Source organism: Paraburkholderia fungorum (genome assembly GCF_900099835.1).
Classification (GTDB): domain Bacteria; phylum Pseudomonadota; class Gammaproteobacteria; order Burkholderiales; family Burkholderiaceae; genus Paraburkholderia; species Paraburkholderia fungorum_A.
In genome coordinates this window covers 1,060,194-1,076,521 of sequence record NZ_FNKP01000003.1, presented here as the reverse complement: position 1 = coordinate 1,076,521, position 16,328 = coordinate 1,060,194, and the positions used below count along the sequence as shown (strand labels likewise).

The following is a 16,328-nucleotide window of genomic DNA, read 5'->3' as shown; positions in this document are numbered from 1 at the left end:
AACCGAACCCATTCGCAGGAGAGAAGCCCTTCCTGTCGTCAACTTTAGGAGTCGCTAATGCAGCAAGCAACTGGTCGTCGAGAACGCAAGAATGCCAAGGTCGTCGCTATCGTCTGCGCAGTCTTGATCCTGTTGACTTTCGTTATCTCCGAGCTCAAGCCCTGGTCGCGCAAACCCGCCGACGCGGGAGAGTGTTCGACTCACGATTCGGAATGGCGGCAAGAGGCGCTGGTGAACAAGATCAATGCCACCGGCGACCCATCGTTAAAAGCCAAGGCGGTCCAGGTTCAGGCAGGATCTCACTGGGACGATAAAAACCATCTCTGGGTCGTTCCGTTTCGAACCGCGGACCAGAGCGCCGACACAAGGAGTTTCGTCGCGCTTGTGCATTGCACCGGTTCGGTGGATATAAATCACGGGTAGTTTTCGCGACTGTTCAATTCGTGAGCTGATGGCGGCCTGCCGCGGCAAAGACGCGGTCGGTCGTCCTGTTGAACATAAGTGAATTGATGTGCAACAGGTCAGCAGTCCAGGTGACGATCATGTAGCGCGCGAACCCGACTGTTATGCTCACATGCCGAACGGATTGCACCCATGTTCCTGCACTGTTGCCGTGGACGATCTCCTTACCCCCACAGCCTCCTTCGTGTCAGTTCACTGCACCATTGGGCTGTTGTCTTATGTCAGCCGCGTTGCTCGGAGTGCATCTTTTTTCATACTTAAATTGGTGAGGATCTATTGTGCCAACCCGTTCCGCCTCGACGCCGTTCCGGGCAATCGAACGTGTCGTCGTTAGTCTGTATGACGGCGGGGTTTTGTCGCCTGCGGTCCTGGAACGTGTGATCGGCGCGCTCGCTGTAGACAACGTCGACTGGCAAACAGTGGCGTCATTGCATTCCGTGGACGGCCGTTTGCTGCATGAGATCGTGGTCTCGACAATGATGCCGTCGGCACCGCAGAATTCCGTTGTGAAATCGTTTGCGGCGATCGTCGCGCATCTGGCTGACGCAAGCGCGACTCAAAGCAACGAACGACCGCATACGCAAACGCAGAAGGCGCAGCGCACCGCCCGAAAAAAACCGGAGCGAGCGGAAAGTGACGTCGGCAGTGACGAACTCCTCGCTCAATTGTCGGACAGCGCTACTTCGACGGGCAAGCGCGGCAAAGCCACCCCTAAGCGTCCCGGCGCGGCCTCAGGCTTTAACCCGTTTGCGAGCCCACTGCCGTCACGCAGAAGATAAGAGCAAGGCGCTCTCGTCGGTTTCCCCGCCTTATTGTCACACTACATGTTCTGCTTGTCCTTCGCATTGCGGCGCTGTGGCGTATGCGACAACTGCATGAATCCACCGCGAATCCGGGCGTGGCCGGTGCAGCGTATGGATTCGGCGGGATAGGACCGTGTAGCGGCGGCCAGGCGGAGTATCTGCGCGTGCCGTTCGATGATTTCAACTGTCTCGTGTTACCGCCCGATGCTCAAGAAAAAGAGAATGACTATGTGATGCTCTTTGACATTTTCCCGCTGGGCTATCACGCTACTGAACTGGCCGGTGTGTTGCCAGGCGAAAGTGTCGTGATCTATGGTGCTGGGCCAGTTGGCTTAATGGCAGCACTCTCGGCGCAAATCAAGGGGGCGAGCAAGATAATGGTCGTCGACAGCCATCCAGATCGGTTGAAATTGGCAGAGAAGATCGGCGCAATTCCGGTCGATGATAGTGACGGCAATTCTGCAGACCGCATTCTGGAAATGACCGGTGGCGAAGGTGCTGATCGTGGCTGTCAGTCTGTTGGCTATCAGTGCAGTACACCAATCAATCGCCCCTGCATCCCGGGCACGATGTGATGAAATGCTTGCGACGAAATGCAAGCTCAAACGCACGCACATTGAAAACCAATGGCTGGCGGCCGGATCGCTTGCGGTCGAGGCTCTATCTGAAATAGACCTTCGCTCACTTCCCGCACTACGCACGCAATACCGTACTATCTGCACAGCGGCATAAGTTCAGGATCGAGGCGGAATCGCGAAACTGGCAAGTTCAAACTGGGAGCCACAAATCGAATCGTATCAATTGCGCGAGCCGCGCTGCCAAATGATGTCGCGACCGCGACGCCCCTTGATTGCAAACCGGCGAGTCCTGATCGTTGACGACTACGTCGATTCTGCGGACGCAGTTGCGCTATGCCTTGATTTGCTTGGGTTTGCAACGCATACAGCCTACGGCGGCTTCGCTGCGCTTGAAATTGCCGCCACTTGGCAACCAAGCTATATCATCTTGGACATAATGATGCCGGACATGTCAGGCTTCGCCGTGGCCAGGCGGCTTCGTGCGGACCCGCTCACTGCAGATTCAATACTTCTCGCATACACCGCTGCCAATACTCCATCCGACTATTCGCAAGCCAAGTCTGCCGGATTTGACGCTCTATGCGAAAAGCCGGCAGATCCTTGCCATCTCGCCACACTCCTGCAGAGCTTGAGCGACCCGCACAAGTCGAACTCCTAGTTCCGCGCTGATGCATCAGAGGCAACGACTTCCGAGTTACACGTACACATCCTAACGTCCGGCGGGCTTTAGATATTGACCGGCAGCCCTTTTGCATTCCTTTGAAGCGACTAGCGGGCAGCACTTTGTCAACCGAGCAAAAGGATTGTGAGCGCCCAACGAAGGCCCGCCATAACAGCTTCATCAGCATCTGCAAGCCGGCAAACATCGAACGGCTAGCCGCCTGCCTCCGATAACGATTCTTTCGCTCTACGATATTCTTCGTACGCGCTTCAGCAGACCAGGAAGAGCCGTGAAGCACCAAAGGCTGTGCCGATCTCTGCACACATCCTTCTCGAATCTCCCCAAATCCTTGTCTGCCCATCCTCAGCGTCGCTGGCACAAAAATTTAACGATTTTCAGTTGGGCCCCTGAACCTTCGTCCCCGCCGCTTCTAACTATTAGCTCCCTGATCCGCTTGCGCTAACAGGTGCTCCCGGGCCACTCGGGGTCGCGGTACCTCCTGGCTGCGTGGAATTGCCTGCAGTTTCGCCTTTGGATGGTTTTATTTTCTTCGCATGGGAGGAAGACTTGTGCGCCGGTGCCGATTGCACATTGTCCCCAGCGTTCGACCCTTGAGATGAACTCGGTGGATTGTTCTGCGCCATCGCGGAAGAAGAAAACATTGCTGTTGCACAAAGTGCGTAGAAAATTGCGTCGCTCTTCATTTCAATTCTCCTAGAAAATCTTTTGTTAAGGATGAGAACAATCTTGCAACGGATGCGTGAGACGCGCACAGCGCACAGGCAATCTTGTCCTGTGACGCCCTGCGTCGTGCTTCGCTTTAGCCAGCCGTAGACTTCCTCCGCGTCTTGCGCCCTTAACGCGTGAGTGATTCGAACCATCGCGCGTTTTCAGCAGGTGTGCAATAGCCAAAGTGTGACGATGCCCGTAGGATCAACTCGTTGTCATATCTGGTGCACCGGCTCTTGAGTCAAAGGGCCGACGCATCAACCTTGAGGATCTCGAATCCAGGATCAGCGTATCTGTCCGCAGCCTCTTCGGCTTCCTCACGAGAAAGGAAGCGTTTAGCTTCTTTCAACACTGGCGCGAGCCCGATATCGCCATCCTCCCCGCTGCCAAGAAATTTCTCACCGCTTTTGACAACATAAGTATCAATCATCTAGACCTCCAACAAATTTGCAAGCGACATGTCTACCCAGTATTTTGGCAAACAACATCAGCGTAATTGACCTTGGCTTCAAATCGAATTCGCAATTCAACGTCCAAAAACGCTATGTTCAGACCGACCGTGCTGCGCACTCGCTTGACCTTATCGAACTATGGCAGGAGAGGCAGAACCATACCGTCATCCGTTCGAGTGGCAACTAAATCGCACCCGTCGGATCCTCTGCATCGACCAGTTCGGCAATGTCATCGACCTCGATGGTTCGACCATATTTGTTCTTCACGCCATGTCCCCAAACTTGTATGTGGACGCCAGGCACGAGGTAACCGGACAGTACCTCGGCGGCATGCGGAGGCATTCGAACCGACGTACCGTCGGTCAGCAGAGCCCCGCGCAGTTCGCCTTTAGGCCCATAAAGCGGAAGCCTGACTTCGCCGCTAATCTCCATCTCGCGCCCGTCGATACGCGACTCGTGATGCTTCGCATCCCCATGGCGCGGTCCCTCATCGAGAATCACGACACCGGCGCTCGATGTCAGTTGAACAGCGGCGAGGACTTCAACACCGCGCGGCTTGACACCACGGATGCGAACTCTCTCGCCAACGCTGATGTGTTTGGCAACCTGTCTGGACAAGTGAGGCGGAAAATGCACCTGCCTGTCGTTGCCTAGAACGAGCCCATCCAGCTCTCCATGGGGATTTAACAGAAACTGGGTCACCTTTCCTTGGGTTTCTGGCAGACATGTGGGATCTATCCAATGCATTGTCTAGCTCCAAATCATCTAGGATACGGTTTCCTGCGCAAGGGGCGTTCCATCCCATCTTTACAGCGCATACAGCATTTGCGCGGGTGAGCATGGGCTGATGTCAAACCGGATCCTCTCTAACGCCAGCACGATTTTCCTAAAACACATTTGTCGCAAGTGAGTGGGTGAGCGACTTACGTGGCATTGCCGCGCCTTGCGAGCGGCGACCTTCACGCCGATCAGATCGACTGCCGTACAGGGGGGTGAGCATGCTCCGACCCATATAAATAAAGACGACCGGGAACAGTACATGCGGCAAGTTCCGCGACATCAAAACCGAAGCGGCAATCGCCGAGGTACCCATGTTCACCGACACGCATCGCCGCAAACTCGACCCCCGCGAAGAAACTTTCCTCGTGGACAGCGGCAGTGATGGCCTACAGATATTCCTTCGATATCTGCCCCCACAAAATCCAGCTGGCCGATCGCCTGTTCTGTATTTGCACGGCGCAACTTTCCCATCAGCGCTATCTGTCGCATATCGCTTTGAAGGCCGCTCCTGGCGCGACGCGCTCAGCGCGGCCGGACTCGATGTCTGGGCTCTTGATTTCCTCGGTTTCGGCGGGTCTGATCGATTTCCTCAGATGGATGACGACGCTGACGCCGGGCAACCACTGAGCCTCGCGGCATGTGCAGTTGGACAAGTCGAAGCCGCCGTGCACTTCATCCTTGAACGCAGCCGTTGTGCGCGCGTATCCCTCATTACTCATAGTTGGGGCTCGATGCCCGCCGGAATCTTTGCGTGTCACCATCCGACGCAGGTTGATCGCGTAGTAATGTTTGCGCCGTTAGCGTGTCGCCAAGGGCCACGCTATATGCCGCGTCCGACCTTGCCCGCGTGGAAATTCGTGACGAACGAAGACCAATATGACCGCTTCGTGGAAGATGTCCCGCCCGGGGAGTCCCCAGTGCTATCGCGCGAGGATTTTGCAGTCTGGGCCGAAGCCTATCTCGATAGCGATCCGGGTTCGCGTGATCGGGCCCCGCCTGCGGTCATGACACCGACAGGCCCGCTAGTCGAGATTCTTCGTGCATGGCACGGTGAACTGGCGTGGGCGCCGCAGGCGATAGTTGCACCTGTTGCAATTATTCGCGGCAGTTGGGATGGTGTGTCATCCGAATCGGACGCTCAGTGGCTGTTCGATCATCTCGTTCGCGCGGCCGAGCGTCGGATAATTACCATCTCTCGCGGAACTCACCTCATGCACCTCGAACAGATGCGTACGGCGCTCTGGCAAGAAAGCATTGCATTTCTTGCGGGCAGCATTACCGTTCGCCCGACAGGGCACACTTCAGGAGAGACCATGATGCAGGATCACCATGAAAGTAAGGACATTCCCGGCTACAACCCAGGCACGGACCAAGTTGCCAAGTCGCCGATCACACTGGATGAGCTAAAAGATCTGAAGGCGACGTGCCTGTTCAGCGACGAAGATATGGTCTATCTCCGTCTCAGCTACGACGTACTGAAGGATCAGGCCGAAAATCTTGTCACGATGTGGCGGGGAATCATTGCGCAGCACGTACACCTCGCCAGCTACAGCTTCGACCGGGAAACCGGTGAGCCTGACAAGGAGTATGGTGCGGCAGTCGGCAAGCGCTTTGCCCAGTGGGTGCTTGATACAGCACGGGCGGAATACGATCAGGAATGGCTCGACTACCAGTACGAAATCGGATTGCGTCACCACCGCGCGAAAAAAAACGTCACCGACAACGCCAACACTGCCGCTCATATTCGTGGCCGAGACATCATCGGTTTCGCTGCTGCAACCGTCGCGCCAATGCGCCCTTATCTCGAGAAAGGCGGCCATTCTCCAGATGTCGTTCAGCGTATGCAGGAAGCGTGGTGGAAGTCGATGATTCTCCAGGTGACTCTCTGGTCACAACCGTACATGAACCCAGGCGACTTTTGAGTCAAAACATGCACACCCTTTGCATTCGATACACACTGGGTCCAAACCGGCTAAAACACTTCCGCGACTACGTGGAGCGTGAGCTGGAAGCTATCCGCAACGCAGGGGGCAAGATCGTCGGATACTGGCTCCCGACGGATTTCGCCGGGCCGACGAACGTCGCGTATGGCCTGATCGATTTCCTCACTCTCGCTTCCTATGAGCATTACCGTGAGGCGTTGGCCGATGATCCTCTTCATCAGCGCAACGCGGCCGAACTGATGCGGAGCGGCGCAGTGCTCAGTATGGAACGCTCGATCGTCGAGCGGTGTGTCGATGGATACGAAGGTAAAGACTAGCTGGATGGGAGGCTGCAGCATGCAAACGCCGCAACAATGGCGGACTCTCCGCCCACGCCCTAGCTCCTGTCGCGAACCGAAAGACTTCTAGCGACTGTTTGGCGGTGCGGTAACGGAGGGAGTCAACTTTAGCGAGCGCGTACTTCCGCCCTTAGCAGACGGTCTCCAGTCGAAGGGACAACTGTCCGATTTCGCAAAACGGCAATCCGGGTGGCCCGCGCGTTAGCGATTGTGAATGGCAAATTATTTGGCGGATAACCGATACGCGCTATCTGGCGCGCTAACTCGCTAGCTGAATGAGTTTGCCACGACGTTGAGATCCAGCATCGTGGCCGTCAGCCCGAACATACCTTTCCGGTGTTGCGTCAAAAGCAATGCGGAACATCGCAATAAGATTGTTGGGGCTGGTATGGCTCAAGGCGTCTGCCACCGTCGATATGGACTCGCCATGCGCAAGCAGATCGATCGCACGCACGGGTAAAGTCTCCTGTCGCCACTCGGTCGACGAGAGGCCGAGCGTTGCGGAAAACAGGCGTCGAGCGATTCTTGCCGACAGGCCGGCTATTGACGAAAGTACCTCGAGGGAATGTTCCCAGCTCAAATCGCGCAGTACGATATCGACCAAGCAGGACAGGCCGGCGTATACACCCTAGACGTACCTTTCAGAAATTCTCCTCCTCAGGCTCTGGTCCCCGTGTCGGCTCACTAACCGCATCGAGGCGAACGGCCCTTCCCGTTCGCGCGGATTCATAGATTGCTTCCATGATGCGCTGGTCCTGCAGGCCCTCTTCGCCGGGCGTGTGCGGTGTGATATCGCGTTTCACGCACGAAGACATATGATCGATCTCGCGTGCGAACTGGTCCTGCGGATCGATCTGCAATTCGACGACGGCATTTTTGCCGTCCAGCAGCATCCCATGAAGCAGCCGCAAGCCGTTGTAGCCAAATGCGGGGTCCATTTCGGCCCAGCCCTGCGCGCCCTGCAATCGGAAAAAGCGGGATTCGTGACTGGCGTAGCTAGCGGTGCACGTGGCGGAAAAGCCGTCGGGGAAACTCAGAATGAAATGCACCCCAGCTTCTACTTCTTTGAAACGCGGATCACCTTTGGGTTGCGAAACTGTAGCAAACACCTGATCCGGTTCGCGTCCCGTGATAAAACGCACCGCATTCAAACAATACAAACCGATGTCCGGCAAAGCGCCGCCGCCGGCCAGCTTTTTGTTCAAACGCCACTGAGTGGGGTCGCCTACATTCTGCGAATTACCGGCGATAAATTCGCGCAGGGAACCCAACTGGTTATCCTTCACCATCTTTGCAATCAAACGGTCCATCGGCTCGTACTGGCTACGATAGGCAATCATCAGTTTCCGGTTCGCCTGCCGACATGCGTCGATCATGGCCTGGCAGTCCGCGACGCTCGTTGCCATCGGTTTTTCACAAAGTACGTGCTTGCCTATCCTGGCCGCTCGCACGGTGTAATCCCGGTGCAATCCATTAGGCAGCACGATGTAAATCACCTGAACTTCAGGATTGCTGGCGAGATGTTCGAAGTTTTCGTAGCCATAGACCGCAGATCCGCGCACGCCGTACTGTCGCGCGATCTTCAATGCTTTGCTGCGATCACCGGAGACAAGTGCCGCAACTTTCGAATATTTGCATTGCGACAGCGCAGGAAGAATCTGATTGAGCGATAAACGCCCTAGTCCGACGATGGCATAGCCGACCCGATCGTCGAGAGGCAGGTTCGGATCGGGCGTTTGCTCCTTCTGCTCCGTGTCAGGGTCCTGGATCAACGAAAGCTTGACTGCATTTGATTCGGCCGCTGCTAAACCCGCGGCTTGGATGGGCGCCGCCGACCCCGCCGCGAGGGCTGCCGCTAAACTGAGGCCACTACGTTGCAGAAAGCGTCGCCGTGCCTCGCCGCGGTCCGGATCAGAGGATGTACTGTCTGACGCAATGTTCGGCGCGGAATCGGCTGCGGAAGGGCGATCGCTACGCATGCTGGCTCCTTGATCAGTAGCCGTGGGAAAATGGAACTGTACCCAGCAACAGGCATACCTGTTAGCGGCTGAAGATCACAGACTGCGAGGCCCATGAGCGAGTTGCGCTTTCGCGATCCCCACCGCGACTGTCGGTTCCCAACAGCATTTCACTGGTGAACGCCGAAGAGCCGTGCGAACCGTGGGCGCATGCGCTGTCGTAGCAGCTCACCTACTGCTCGTCACTCGCCTGCTGGTCAATGTCGATTCGCCCGCGGTCGCGCAGCAGATAGGTCATTTCATCATGCCACTGCGATTCAGTTTCATCGCGATCTGCACGGTCACACCACGCGGCGTCCATGACGCGATGACGCCCTTGCGTTTCACTAGCGAGGCGATGTCAGCACCGCCACTTGATTACAAATGTTGAATGGGCCATTACGGTCCACCTTTGTACCCGTCAACTCACTAATCCCCACCGGCTCCGGAAAGAGTCAACTGCCGCCGGAACCGGAGTTGGCAGCCGAAGCAGGAGTGGCTGACCTACTCTTGGCAAGCGTATTTTTTTTTCGCGTACTCTTCTGAGCGTGCCCGGACGCGGTTGGGTCGGAAGACTGCGAGCTCGTGAGCGTTGCTCGTTCGCCGTTCGAATTGCTCGTTCCTTTCGCCCCCTTCGCCTCGGCGGCGCCTCCATTCATACCCTGCGAAAATGAGCTACTTGAAGCGACCAAAAAAATGCAAGCTAAAAAACAGCTTTTCGCGACTTTCATTTCGATCTCCGCGCGGAAGTAGACACGACTCCATCGAACTTACGTAGCGTCCGCCGCAATTGATGTACCCGTCCCCGCGGCACGATACAGAAGGTGCCGTGTCCATACCTATCGACTTGGCAAGGTGTGTGACGCGGCAGTCAATCTCGATGCGCGGTCTCAATACTTCTGCGCCACAATTCAATAATTGCACGGTTGTCGTGGCACAACAGGGCCTTCGTTAGACGTCCGCGACCGGATTGAGTCAGATCGCCGACATGGTGCGCCGTGGTATCAACGCTACGGAATGGGTGAACGGATGTGGCTGCGACTGTGTCGGACGTTTGTCCTTTTCATGCATTTTCAAACGATTTGGATGAGATATACCATTAGCTCAACAGTTAAATTGAAGGCCGAAGGACGTGATGCCGCTCAGCCTTGCAAGCGGGTTCCTACGCGGCGGCCACCAGGCAATGCACGATAAGAATGCCCAACGGCGGTTTGGCTGTCCGATGCTCACGACGAAGAACGATGCGCGGCGATGGCTAAAAGGATTTGCTCGGCGTTATCGATTAACTACCGCCTGACGCGGGATTGGTAGCTGATGCCGGCATGGCGGCGTTCGATTTTTTATTCATCTTCTTGTGCGAAGTGGCTCCGGCAGGCGCCATGGTATTTGCTCCCGACGCGCCTGACACCGAATCTGTTGAACCACTTGCACTCGGCTTGCTCATACCTGTGCCGCCTTGCCCACCTCCGGCTCCGCCGCCTGCGCTCTGCGCGTACGCGGCACCCGAAATAAAGATGAAAAATGCAGAAATCAAAATCCCTTTTGTTGAGCGTCCCATGGTTGTCTCCTCAAGCGCATAGCGGTCATAGTCACCGGAAGGTGTGAACCCGCTATGGGAAGAGCGCAATCCGTATGCCGCACCACGGAATCTGCTCGTATCGTGTCATCAGCACAGCAATGCTAAGCAATGAAACTTCTACGTGCCGATTTTCGCTTGTTACGCAATGAGTCTGTGCGTGGAGATTTACCGGCTGGGAGCGCGACCTCACTGCCCGTCGTGTAACACCGGACTGCCGAAGCACCGTTATTGTTGCCACGAGCGTCCAGCCTGTCCGCAAGAGCAATTAGAAATCTGCCCAGCTCGACGCTCCCATGTTTGTGCACAAAATTCTGTACCAACTCGTCGATACACGCCGCGCGGGATGCAACATGTAGCATGCTAGCGATATGCGAGGTCCCCACAGCAAGTTCAAGCTGGAACGCGACTTCAATGCGAGCTTCTCTGGCGGCAACAGGTTTGCTATAAGCGCTCACTTTCAAGTCTCCTTTTTTGGCGGAAATGCTTTCTAGCAACCGGGCCAATCCACTACCAACGTCGCCTCATTGTAGGTCTAAAAAACTAGGGCGACGCTCTTTTCAAGGAAGTCGCAGGCGGGGCTATGCTGAGGTTCAGCAAGCAAACCCGCAACAACCTGCAGTACCTCGGGGCTGTGCAGCATGCCCCAATGGCTAACATTCTCAACCGCTACATTGCGATGATATTCGGATGCGGTGCTTACACATCCCTCCCATCCTACGAGACCATCGGATATTGAGTAAACCGACGTGCATCTCACATTGGGGACGATGCTCAGTTGCGAAATCTGAGCCCCATCCAGCGGAGAAACGCCGCCGTTAAGTAGCGTCAGAAGCCAACCTGCATGGGTGGAGTTTGGCTGGTCGGCGAATGGCGTTGCTAAAGTGATGATCTGCCGGACAAGCTGCGGATGGCGTTTCCCGAGTTCGCGGGCGTATACCCCGCCCAGACTCCATCCAATCAAGGAGACGTGGCGTTCATTTCGCGCATGAAGACGAATCAATTGCGTAGCAGGGCGGTCGAGAAAACCATCGAGGTTGTCCTCGGGCCATTGATTGACCCCTTGGTCCCAATCGTGAACGTCGTAGTCCAATCCGCACAGCCTTTCCCGCATCGCTTTTGTGGCAGTTCCATCCGAACCTAGGCCCGGGAAAAAGAGTACAGGATGACCATCTCCACGCGGCAGCGAAGTTGATGAAGCCGTCAAACCAGCGAAATAGTCTGAGATGGCCCGCAGCGGCTCTAGCGCAAGCAGAAACGCTGACGGAGGCGCAAATTGAACGGCGTCCATTTAATCCCCGATGATGCAGTCAATTGATTGACCAAGTGAAGAACTTTATAGCTGTGACGCACCGGTGAAAGTGTGACTCTCAGTCCCAGTGCCGGCTTCTTCGGCGTCGCTCGCCCCCCGACGCGCATCCACTCGCTCCTTCGCAAAAAAACAGGCAGATCAGTCTGCCTGCGAGCACACTGTCTCCGTTGACGATTACTCCGTCGCGGCTACATTCGTTTCAGCGGAAGTGGCTTTCGTGAGGTCTGCGACAAAGCCCTTGGCGTCTTGCTGGTAACGCTGAAGCTGTGATTGACTTGCCGAAGTAAGGCCACCCTGAACATCTGCCAGGATTTCCCGAACATGCCGCCCGTACGCCAGGCACTTTTCCGCAGTCGGTTTCCCAAGGCTTGCCGAAAGTGCAAACAATTCGTCCGGCCTTGAGGACAATGCTTTCATTGCAAGCGCGTGATTCTCAGCAAGCGTTGCCTTGAACACTTGGAGATTTAGCGCCGTCAGCTTCTCAAAGCCTTCAAACACCTTCGTCGAAAAGCCGAACAACTGTTGAATGTTTGCCTGTGCTTCGACCGCATGTTGGGGAATAAGCGTGCTCATGACTGCTCCAGAAAGGGATGCGGCGAGTGCGGTGCGACTGAGGTGTTCGATCGAAAACGTGCACACGCCGTGAACCGAAAGGTCCATTGCTGCAATGCAGCAAAATTCATTGTAGGCGCATCATGATGGAAGTCAATTGAGCCCTGGTTGTCTTTCTTGCGAGCGCATCTGATGTGAAGGTGGCGGCGGACCTCACCGCGCCGACGGGGTCAAAAATCATGACAACCTGATGAAAGGCCCGCAATAGGCCTTTCATCTCGTCCCTCGCTTGGCCTATTTGACAGCCTGGCCGGCGCCTAAGTCTGCACCGGTGAGTGGGTCAGCAGATGTATCAGAGGCCGTGCGCGAAGCCATTGCACTTAAGACCTCAACAACGTCATTCGATACGTTGACGCTCGCCAGCCCGTCGCCACCATCAACCGCCGGCTCCGGGGATTCAACAAATTCCCAATCCGGTCCCTCGTTCCATGGACCCCGCGGAGAATCATCGCCTTTGGACATGTTGTAATAGACGCTTGTGAACTCCGGTACGCCCGGGAGCTTGCCTTGCGGAAAATTGGGCTGAATCGAATGAAGCGCCTTTTCGAAAGACTTCTGGTGAGCAATTTCTCGTGTCATCAGAAAACCGAGTGTTTCCCTGATGCCAGCGTCATCCGTTACGTTGATCAACCGCTCGTACACAATCTTGGCCCTTGCCTCGGCCGCGATGTTGGAGCGCAAATCCGCGGTGGGTTCCCCAATGGTGTCCACATAGGCAGCTGACCAAGGGACGCCGGCGGAATTCGTCAGCGCTGGGCCGCCGCCGTAGAGTAACGAGGTCGTGTGGGAATCGTTACCGCCGCCCGTCATCGAGCGATACAGCTCTGCCTCGCTTTCGACCGCTTCAGCGAGCTGGCCTTTGGCCCCTTTGTTCAGCATTGCGATAATAGAGCCGATGATTTCCAGATGACTCAGTTCTTCCGTCGCAATGTCGAACAGCAGGTCTTTTCGACCGGGGTCATCTTCGCTGACTGCTTGCGTAAAGTAACGGCAGGCTGCACCCAGCTCACCTTGGGGGCCGCCGAACTGCTCGAGCAGCAGATTTGCAAGACCAGGGTTCGGCGCGGCAACGCGCACCGTGTACTGTAGACGCTTGTTGTGAACAAACATGATGTGGTCCTTTCAAAGCCATGGCTAAACGGAGGACCGTCTGTAGCGCCACGGGCGAAACGGATTTCGGGAGCCGTGAAAGAAGCACCGCAGGCTGGCGCGGCTGTTCTCGGCTGGAGTCTCAGAACGAATAGTTCTGGCGAGATGCGGCGACACGCCGCGAGGTGTCAGGAAAGTCTCCTCACACCTCCGCATGACGTGTTCCTGAAAGCAGATTTGCGAGCAAAAGGTCGTCGTCGGTAACGGACCTTTTCAGCACCAGAGAATTCGCGCACGCAAGGCGGCTTGAGGGTGGCTTGTCAATACCGGCCGCTTTACCATTCAAAGAACGCAGAACAATAGCCGTCAGCAAGCGAACTCATCAGGCACCGTCCACGCCACGTGGCCGCCGCGCGATTTCTCCGACGTCGTGCAGCGAACCAGTAGCGTGAGGAGGGCCGCCATCCATGCTGGACAAAAAATCAGCGGAGTAATTTGGCGGCGGCTTTAACTTTGCGTTTGCGTTCCTTTTCCAGCGCAGCATTTGCGCGCTTTGCGACGCGCGAGTTGGTGAACAAGGTTCGGTTTGCGCTGAGCAATTCTTCACTGGCAACCACATCGTTAAGCGCGCCAAATCGTTTCTGGATTTTCTTCAGTGTCTTAGCCGACCGGAGCTGTTTATCTGCGAGCAGCGGCTCGAAGAAGTCGAGCAGGTATCGCACTTTCTTTCCTGCCTTGCGCACCTCGTGGTAAGCCTCATAGTCTGAACCGCGTTTGCGGGCGGCAAGATGCATACGTTTGTGCAACGATTTTTCGGCTGCCCGCACGCGCCTACGTGCGAATTCCTTAAGTGGCGTATTACTGTGCGACGCGTTCAAGGCAACAGCAGAACTATTGAGTGCGTCGTCCAGCTTTGAACTGATTCCGGCGTGGGAGAGGATGGCGCGGCTTTGCTCCGACGCGTCCTTTCGTGCGGCCCGCAGCTCATCGAGCGACGCCTTTTCGGGACCTAAGACCTGGCAAAGCAGGTCTGTGAGAATGTCCCAATCGCGCGTTTGTCCAGCTGCGCCTGCGAGCTCTTTAAAGAGCTCCCGTTGCCTGTCATCGAGCTGTTTGTCGAGCAAAGGGCGATAAGCCCAGAGCAGTGACCGCAGCCTGCGCAATGCGACTCGAAGCTTGTGAAGAACTTCGGCGTCGGGCTTAGCTTGCAATTTGGCAGCATGAGCAACAGCCTCATCAATCAATGGAGTGGCAAATGTCGAAAAATGCGATTCGGCAGTGTCCGGCTCGGCCGTGCTGGGATGAGTCTTATATTCCATACAACCTCCGTGACGATCCCATTGAGGCAGCAAGAGGAATACCACGCTACCGGTAGCGGCAGTTGTGCCAACTGGAGCGATGTGACACCCGCTGATATAAATCGACGAATTTGGTTGCCCGGTTTGTGTCGCTGTCTGAATAATTTAATTTTGGCGCATTGCAATATCTCCGGACGGCGCATAGTTTGAAATCACGTCTCCTCCATGTCTCCAGACGTGGAATCAGCCCGCGCCGTGCGCGGGCTTTTTTATCCGGCTTCTGAAAAAAAACCTGCCGCGATGACTTCGCGGCACGGTAATTGCGGTGTCCAATAGCTATGCACCTATGCCTTAAACGGCATACGCGTATTTCCTCCGTGGCCACCTGCGCTGACATTCCTTGCGTGCGAGCTAAACGGCATCACTCAGTTGGAGACATTCCATGCCAGACTCGCTGCATCACACTTCCGTTGACCGGCTAGATTCCGTCCCAAACACATCCAGTCCCGCTTACGCATCGCGAAATCCGATAACGAAAGCATTCGACCTGTTCGCTGCTGCTGTGACGCGGTGGGCGGGTCTCCTGTCGCCTTTGGCGTCGCCGTCCTGTCCGTGGTCGTCTGGTTAACCTGTGGCCCCATCTTTAAATTTTCAGAAGATTGGCAGCTGGTTATCAACACAGGAACGACCATCGTCACCTTCCTGATGGTTTTTCTCATTCAGCAAAGCCAGAACAAAGATAGCGTTGCCGTTCACCTCAAGTTGAACGAACTGCTGGCGTCAAACCGCACCGCAAGCAATCAGCTTATCGGGATTGAGGATGCATCGGAGGAAGACTTGCGGCGAATTGCTACTGCTTACCTCGAACTTGCCAAGAAAATAGGTGGTCGGGACGGGTCGCAAGATAGCGTGGAGAGTTGTGTCGAACAGGCACGCAGAAACTCTGAACCAAAAAAGCATCGTCTCGAGCAGACGGTAGCCGAGGAAGTCAAGTAGATGGCGCGTCCCCTTTCCTTGCTGGGCCGACCGGCGCGGCCAAGTACCACCGATGACTACGCCGTAAGTGTTGCGAGCAAAAGCGTCCACAAAGGCATCTACTTTGGGACGCTTTCAGTTATACGAAAAACGGATGGCCGTGTTCTCCATCCGTTCGATGGCGCACCAGACATCGGACCTTTCCCGACATTCGAGGAAGCACGTAATGCCGCCCACGCGTTTGCTTCACGCCTCATCAGTTCGGACCTGTTGAATCCGGAAGACTAGTTCCGTTGTGTCGACACTGCATGCCATTCGGAATTCCTTTCCGCACCACGATGCATCAACTCACGAAGAAAACATGACCACTACCCCGAAGGTACAGAATCTAGGTGACGAGAAATCTGAGAAAGACATCGACAAAACAATTGAGGACTCTTTCCCTGCAAGCGATCCGTCTCCTACCGGCGGCACGACACGGATAGGGTCTGAGGATGGCGAAGAAGTTGACGAAGACCCGACGGCGTGACGGAACGTCATGAACCCGCGGGTTACGGCTTCATCTGGCCGAGCATACCAGCGAGATTTCTTTAAGGTGTTTCGCGACGCTGTCGTCGGTTTCATTTCGGACCGCTGCGCAACCTTGGCGGCCGGTATCGCATTTTATTCCGCTTTCTCACCAGCCCCAACGTCACGGACGGCATCTGCTTCACTGCTAAAATC

General features: G+C 55.8%; 17 protein-coding genes and 2 pseudogenes. 9 read left to right on the top strand and 10 right to left on the bottom strand.

The window, feature by feature from the left end:
- Positions 1-57: 57 nt before the first annotated feature.
- The 4 genes and pseudogenes from BLS41_RS34015 to BLS41_RS40190 all read left to right on the top strand — a co-directional run bounded on the left by BLS41_RS34015 (position 58) and on the right by BLS41_RS40190 (position 2,501).
- On the top strand, positions 58-423 hold the full coding sequence (locus BLS41_RS34015; protein ID WP_074772303.1) for a hypothetical protein: 366 nt from the start codon (positions 58-60) through the stop codon (positions 421-423).
- A 416-nt stretch (positions 424-839) separates the two neighbouring features.
- The gene (locus tag BLS41_RS34010; RefSeq protein ID WP_143026455.1) at positions 840-1,241 is read left to right on the top strand and encodes a hypothetical protein; all 402 of its coding nucleotides are present in this window, start codon (positions 840-842) and stop codon (positions 1,239-1,241) included.
- A 51-nt stretch (positions 1,242-1,292) separates the two neighbouring features.
- Positions 1,293-1,801: pseudogene (locus tag BLS41_RS34005) on the top strand (zinc-binding dehydrogenase); the annotation flags it as partial.
- 286 nt (positions 1,802-2,087) lie between these two features.
- Complete coding sequence (locus BLS41_RS40190) at positions 2,088-2,501, top strand: response regulator (protein WP_074772299.1); 414 nt, start codon at positions 2,088-2,090, stop codon at positions 2,499-2,501.
- 973 nt (positions 2,502-3,474) lie between these two features.
- On the opposite strand, the gene BLS41_RS33990 is transcribed toward BLS41_RS40190, so the two are convergent.
- On the bottom strand, positions 3,475-3,663 hold the full coding sequence (locus BLS41_RS33990; RefSeq protein ID WP_074772297.1) for a hypothetical protein: 189 nt from the start codon (positions 3,661-3,663) through the stop codon (positions 3,475-3,477).
- A gap of 205 nt (positions 3,664-3,868) precedes the next feature.
- On the bottom strand, positions 3,869-4,432 hold the full coding sequence (locus BLS41_RS33985; protein WP_074772295.1) for a hypothetical protein: 564 nt from the start codon (positions 4,430-4,432) through the stop codon (positions 3,869-3,871).
- A gap of 344 nt (positions 4,433-4,776) precedes the next feature.
- Here BLS41_RS33985 and BLS41_RS38140 point away from each other — a divergent pair, with 344 nt between their 5' ends.
- A complete protein-coding gene (locus BLS41_RS38140; RefSeq protein WP_083380217.1) occupies positions 4,777-6,387 on the top strand; it encodes an alpha/beta fold hydrolase in 1,611 nt (536 codons plus the stop codon).
- A gap of 8 nt (positions 6,388-6,395) precedes the next feature.
- Complete coding sequence (locus BLS41_RS33970; protein WP_074772293.1) at positions 6,396-6,725, top strand: NIPSNAP family protein; 330 nt, start codon at positions 6,396-6,398, stop codon at positions 6,723-6,725.
- A 280-nt stretch (positions 6,726-7,005) separates the two neighbouring features.
- Here BLS41_RS33970 and BLS41_RS40185 read toward each other — a convergent pair whose 3' ends face one another.
- The 8 genes from BLS41_RS40185 to BLS41_RS33935 form a co-directional block, all read right to left on the bottom strand.
- Positions 7,006-7,326 carry a helix-turn-helix domain-containing protein gene (locus tag BLS41_RS40185; RefSeq protein ID WP_366487166.1) on the bottom strand — a complete coding sequence of 107 codons (321 nt, stop codon included), beginning with the start codon at positions 7,324-7,326 and terminating at the stop codon, positions 7,006-7,008.
- Positions 7,327-7,387: 61 nt separating this feature from the next.
- The gene (locus BLS41_RS33960; protein WP_083380215.1) at positions 7,388-8,725 is read right to left on the bottom strand and encodes a Gfo/Idh/MocA family protein; all 1,338 of its coding nucleotides are present in this window, start codon (positions 8,723-8,725) and stop codon (positions 7,388-7,390) included.
- 211 nt (positions 8,726-8,936) lie between these two features.
- Entirely contained in the window at positions 8,937-9,065 is a 129-nt protein-coding gene (locus BLS41_RS40040) for a hypothetical protein (RefSeq protein ID WP_290439544.1), read from the bottom strand.
- A 960-nt stretch (positions 9,066-10,025) separates the two neighbouring features.
- On the bottom strand, positions 10,026-10,301 hold the full coding sequence (locus BLS41_RS33955) for a hypothetical protein (RefSeq protein WP_074772289.1): 276 nt from the start codon (positions 10,299-10,301) through the stop codon (positions 10,026-10,028).
- 553 nt (positions 10,302-10,854) lie between these two features.
- Positions 10,855-11,610, bottom strand: a complete 756-nt coding sequence (locus BLS41_RS33950) for an esterase/lipase family protein (protein ID WP_074772286.1) — start codon at positions 11,608-11,610, stop codon at positions 10,855-10,857.
- A 195-nt stretch (positions 11,611-11,805) separates the two neighbouring features.
- Entirely contained in the window at positions 11,806-12,204 is a 399-nt protein-coding gene (phaP, locus tag BLS41_RS33945) for a TIGR01841 family phasin (RefSeq protein ID WP_074772284.1), read from the bottom strand.
- Positions 12,205-12,477: 273 nt separating this feature from the next.
- Positions 12,478-13,353, bottom strand: a complete 876-nt coding sequence (locus tag BLS41_RS33940; protein ID WP_074772282.1) for a manganese catalase family protein — start codon at positions 13,351-13,353, stop codon at positions 12,478-12,480.
- 461 nt (positions 13,354-13,814) lie between these two features.
- Positions 13,815-14,651, bottom strand: a complete 837-nt coding sequence (locus BLS41_RS33935) for a CHAD domain-containing protein (RefSeq protein WP_074772280.1) — start codon at positions 14,649-14,651, stop codon at positions 13,815-13,817.
- Between the two features lie 421 nt (positions 14,652-15,072).
- Between BLS41_RS33935 and BLS41_RS33930 the strand changes: the two are divergent.
- The 3 genes and pseudogenes from BLS41_RS33930 to BLS41_RS39255 all read left to right on the top strand — a co-directional run bounded on the left by BLS41_RS33930 (position 15,073) and on the right by BLS41_RS39255 (position 16,134).
- Positions 15,073-15,626 (top strand): annotated as a pseudogene (locus BLS41_RS33930) (low affinity iron permease family protein).
- Positions 15,627-15,893 (top strand): DUF6723 family protein, encoded by a 267-nt coding sequence (locus tag BLS41_RS40180; protein WP_074772278.1) that lies wholly within the window; start codon positions 15,627-15,629, stop codon positions 15,891-15,893.
- A gap of 73 nt (positions 15,894-15,966) precedes the next feature.
- The gene (locus BLS41_RS39255; RefSeq protein ID WP_171910375.1) at positions 15,967-16,134 is read left to right on the top strand and encodes a hypothetical protein; all 168 of its coding nucleotides are present in this window, start codon (positions 15,967-15,969) and stop codon (positions 16,132-16,134) included.
- Positions 16,135-16,328: the final 194 nt, after the last annotated feature.

Coding starts and splice junctions, on each gene's coding strand:
- BLS41_RS34015 (WP_074772303.1), top strand. CDS start 58: ATGCAGCAAGCAACTGGTCGTCGAGAACGCAAGAATGCCAAGGTCGTC.
- BLS41_RS40190 (WP_074772299.1), top strand. CDS start 2,088: ATGATGTCGCGACCGCGACGCCCCTTGATTGCAAACCGGCGAGTCCTG.
- BLS41_RS33990 (WP_074772297.1), bottom strand. CDS start 3,663: ATGATTGATACTTATGTTGTCAAAAGCGGTGAGAAATTTCTTGGCAGC.
- BLS41_RS33985 (WP_074772295.1), bottom strand. CDS start 4,432: ATGCATTGGATAGATCCCACATGTCTGCCAGAAACCCAAGGAAAGGTG.
- BLS41_RS38140 (WP_083380217.1), top strand. CDS start 4,777: ATGTTCACCGACACGCATCGCCGCAAACTCGACCCCCGCGAAGAAACT.
- BLS41_RS33970 (WP_074772293.1), top strand. CDS start 6,396: ATGCACACCCTTTGCATTCGATACACACTGGGTCCAAACCGGCTAAAA.
- BLS41_RS33960 (WP_083380215.1), bottom strand. CDS start 8,725: ATGCGTAGCGATCGCCCTTCCGCAGCCGATTCCGCGCCGAACATTGCG.
- BLS41_RS40040 (WP_290439544.1), bottom strand. CDS start 9,065: ATGGACGCCGCGTGGTGTGACCGTGCAGATCGCGATGAAACTGAATCG.
- BLS41_RS33955 (WP_074772289.1), bottom strand. CDS start 10,301: ATGGGACGCTCAACAAAAGGGATTTTGATTTCTGCATTTTTCATCTTT.
- BLS41_RS33950 (WP_074772286.1), bottom strand. CDS start 11,610: ATGGACGCCGTTCAATTTGCGCCTCCGTCAGCGTTTCTGCTTGCGCTA.
- phaP (WP_074772284.1), bottom strand. CDS start 12,204: ATGAGCACGCTTATTCCCCAACATGCGGTCGAAGCACAGGCAAACATT.
- BLS41_RS33940 (WP_074772282.1), bottom strand. CDS start 13,353: ATGTTTGTTCACAACAAGCGTCTACAGTACACGGTGCGCGTTGCCGCG.
- BLS41_RS33935 (WP_074772280.1), bottom strand. CDS start 14,651: ATGGAATATAAGACTCATCCCAGCACGGCCGAGCCGGACACTGCCGAA.
- BLS41_RS40180 (WP_074772278.1), top strand. CDS start 15,627: ATGGCGCGTCCCCTTTCCTTGCTGGGCCGACCGGCGCGGCCAAGTACC.
- BLS41_RS39255 (WP_171910375.1), top strand. CDS start 15,967: ATGACCACTACCCCGAAGGTACAGAATCTAGGTGACGAGAAATCTGAG.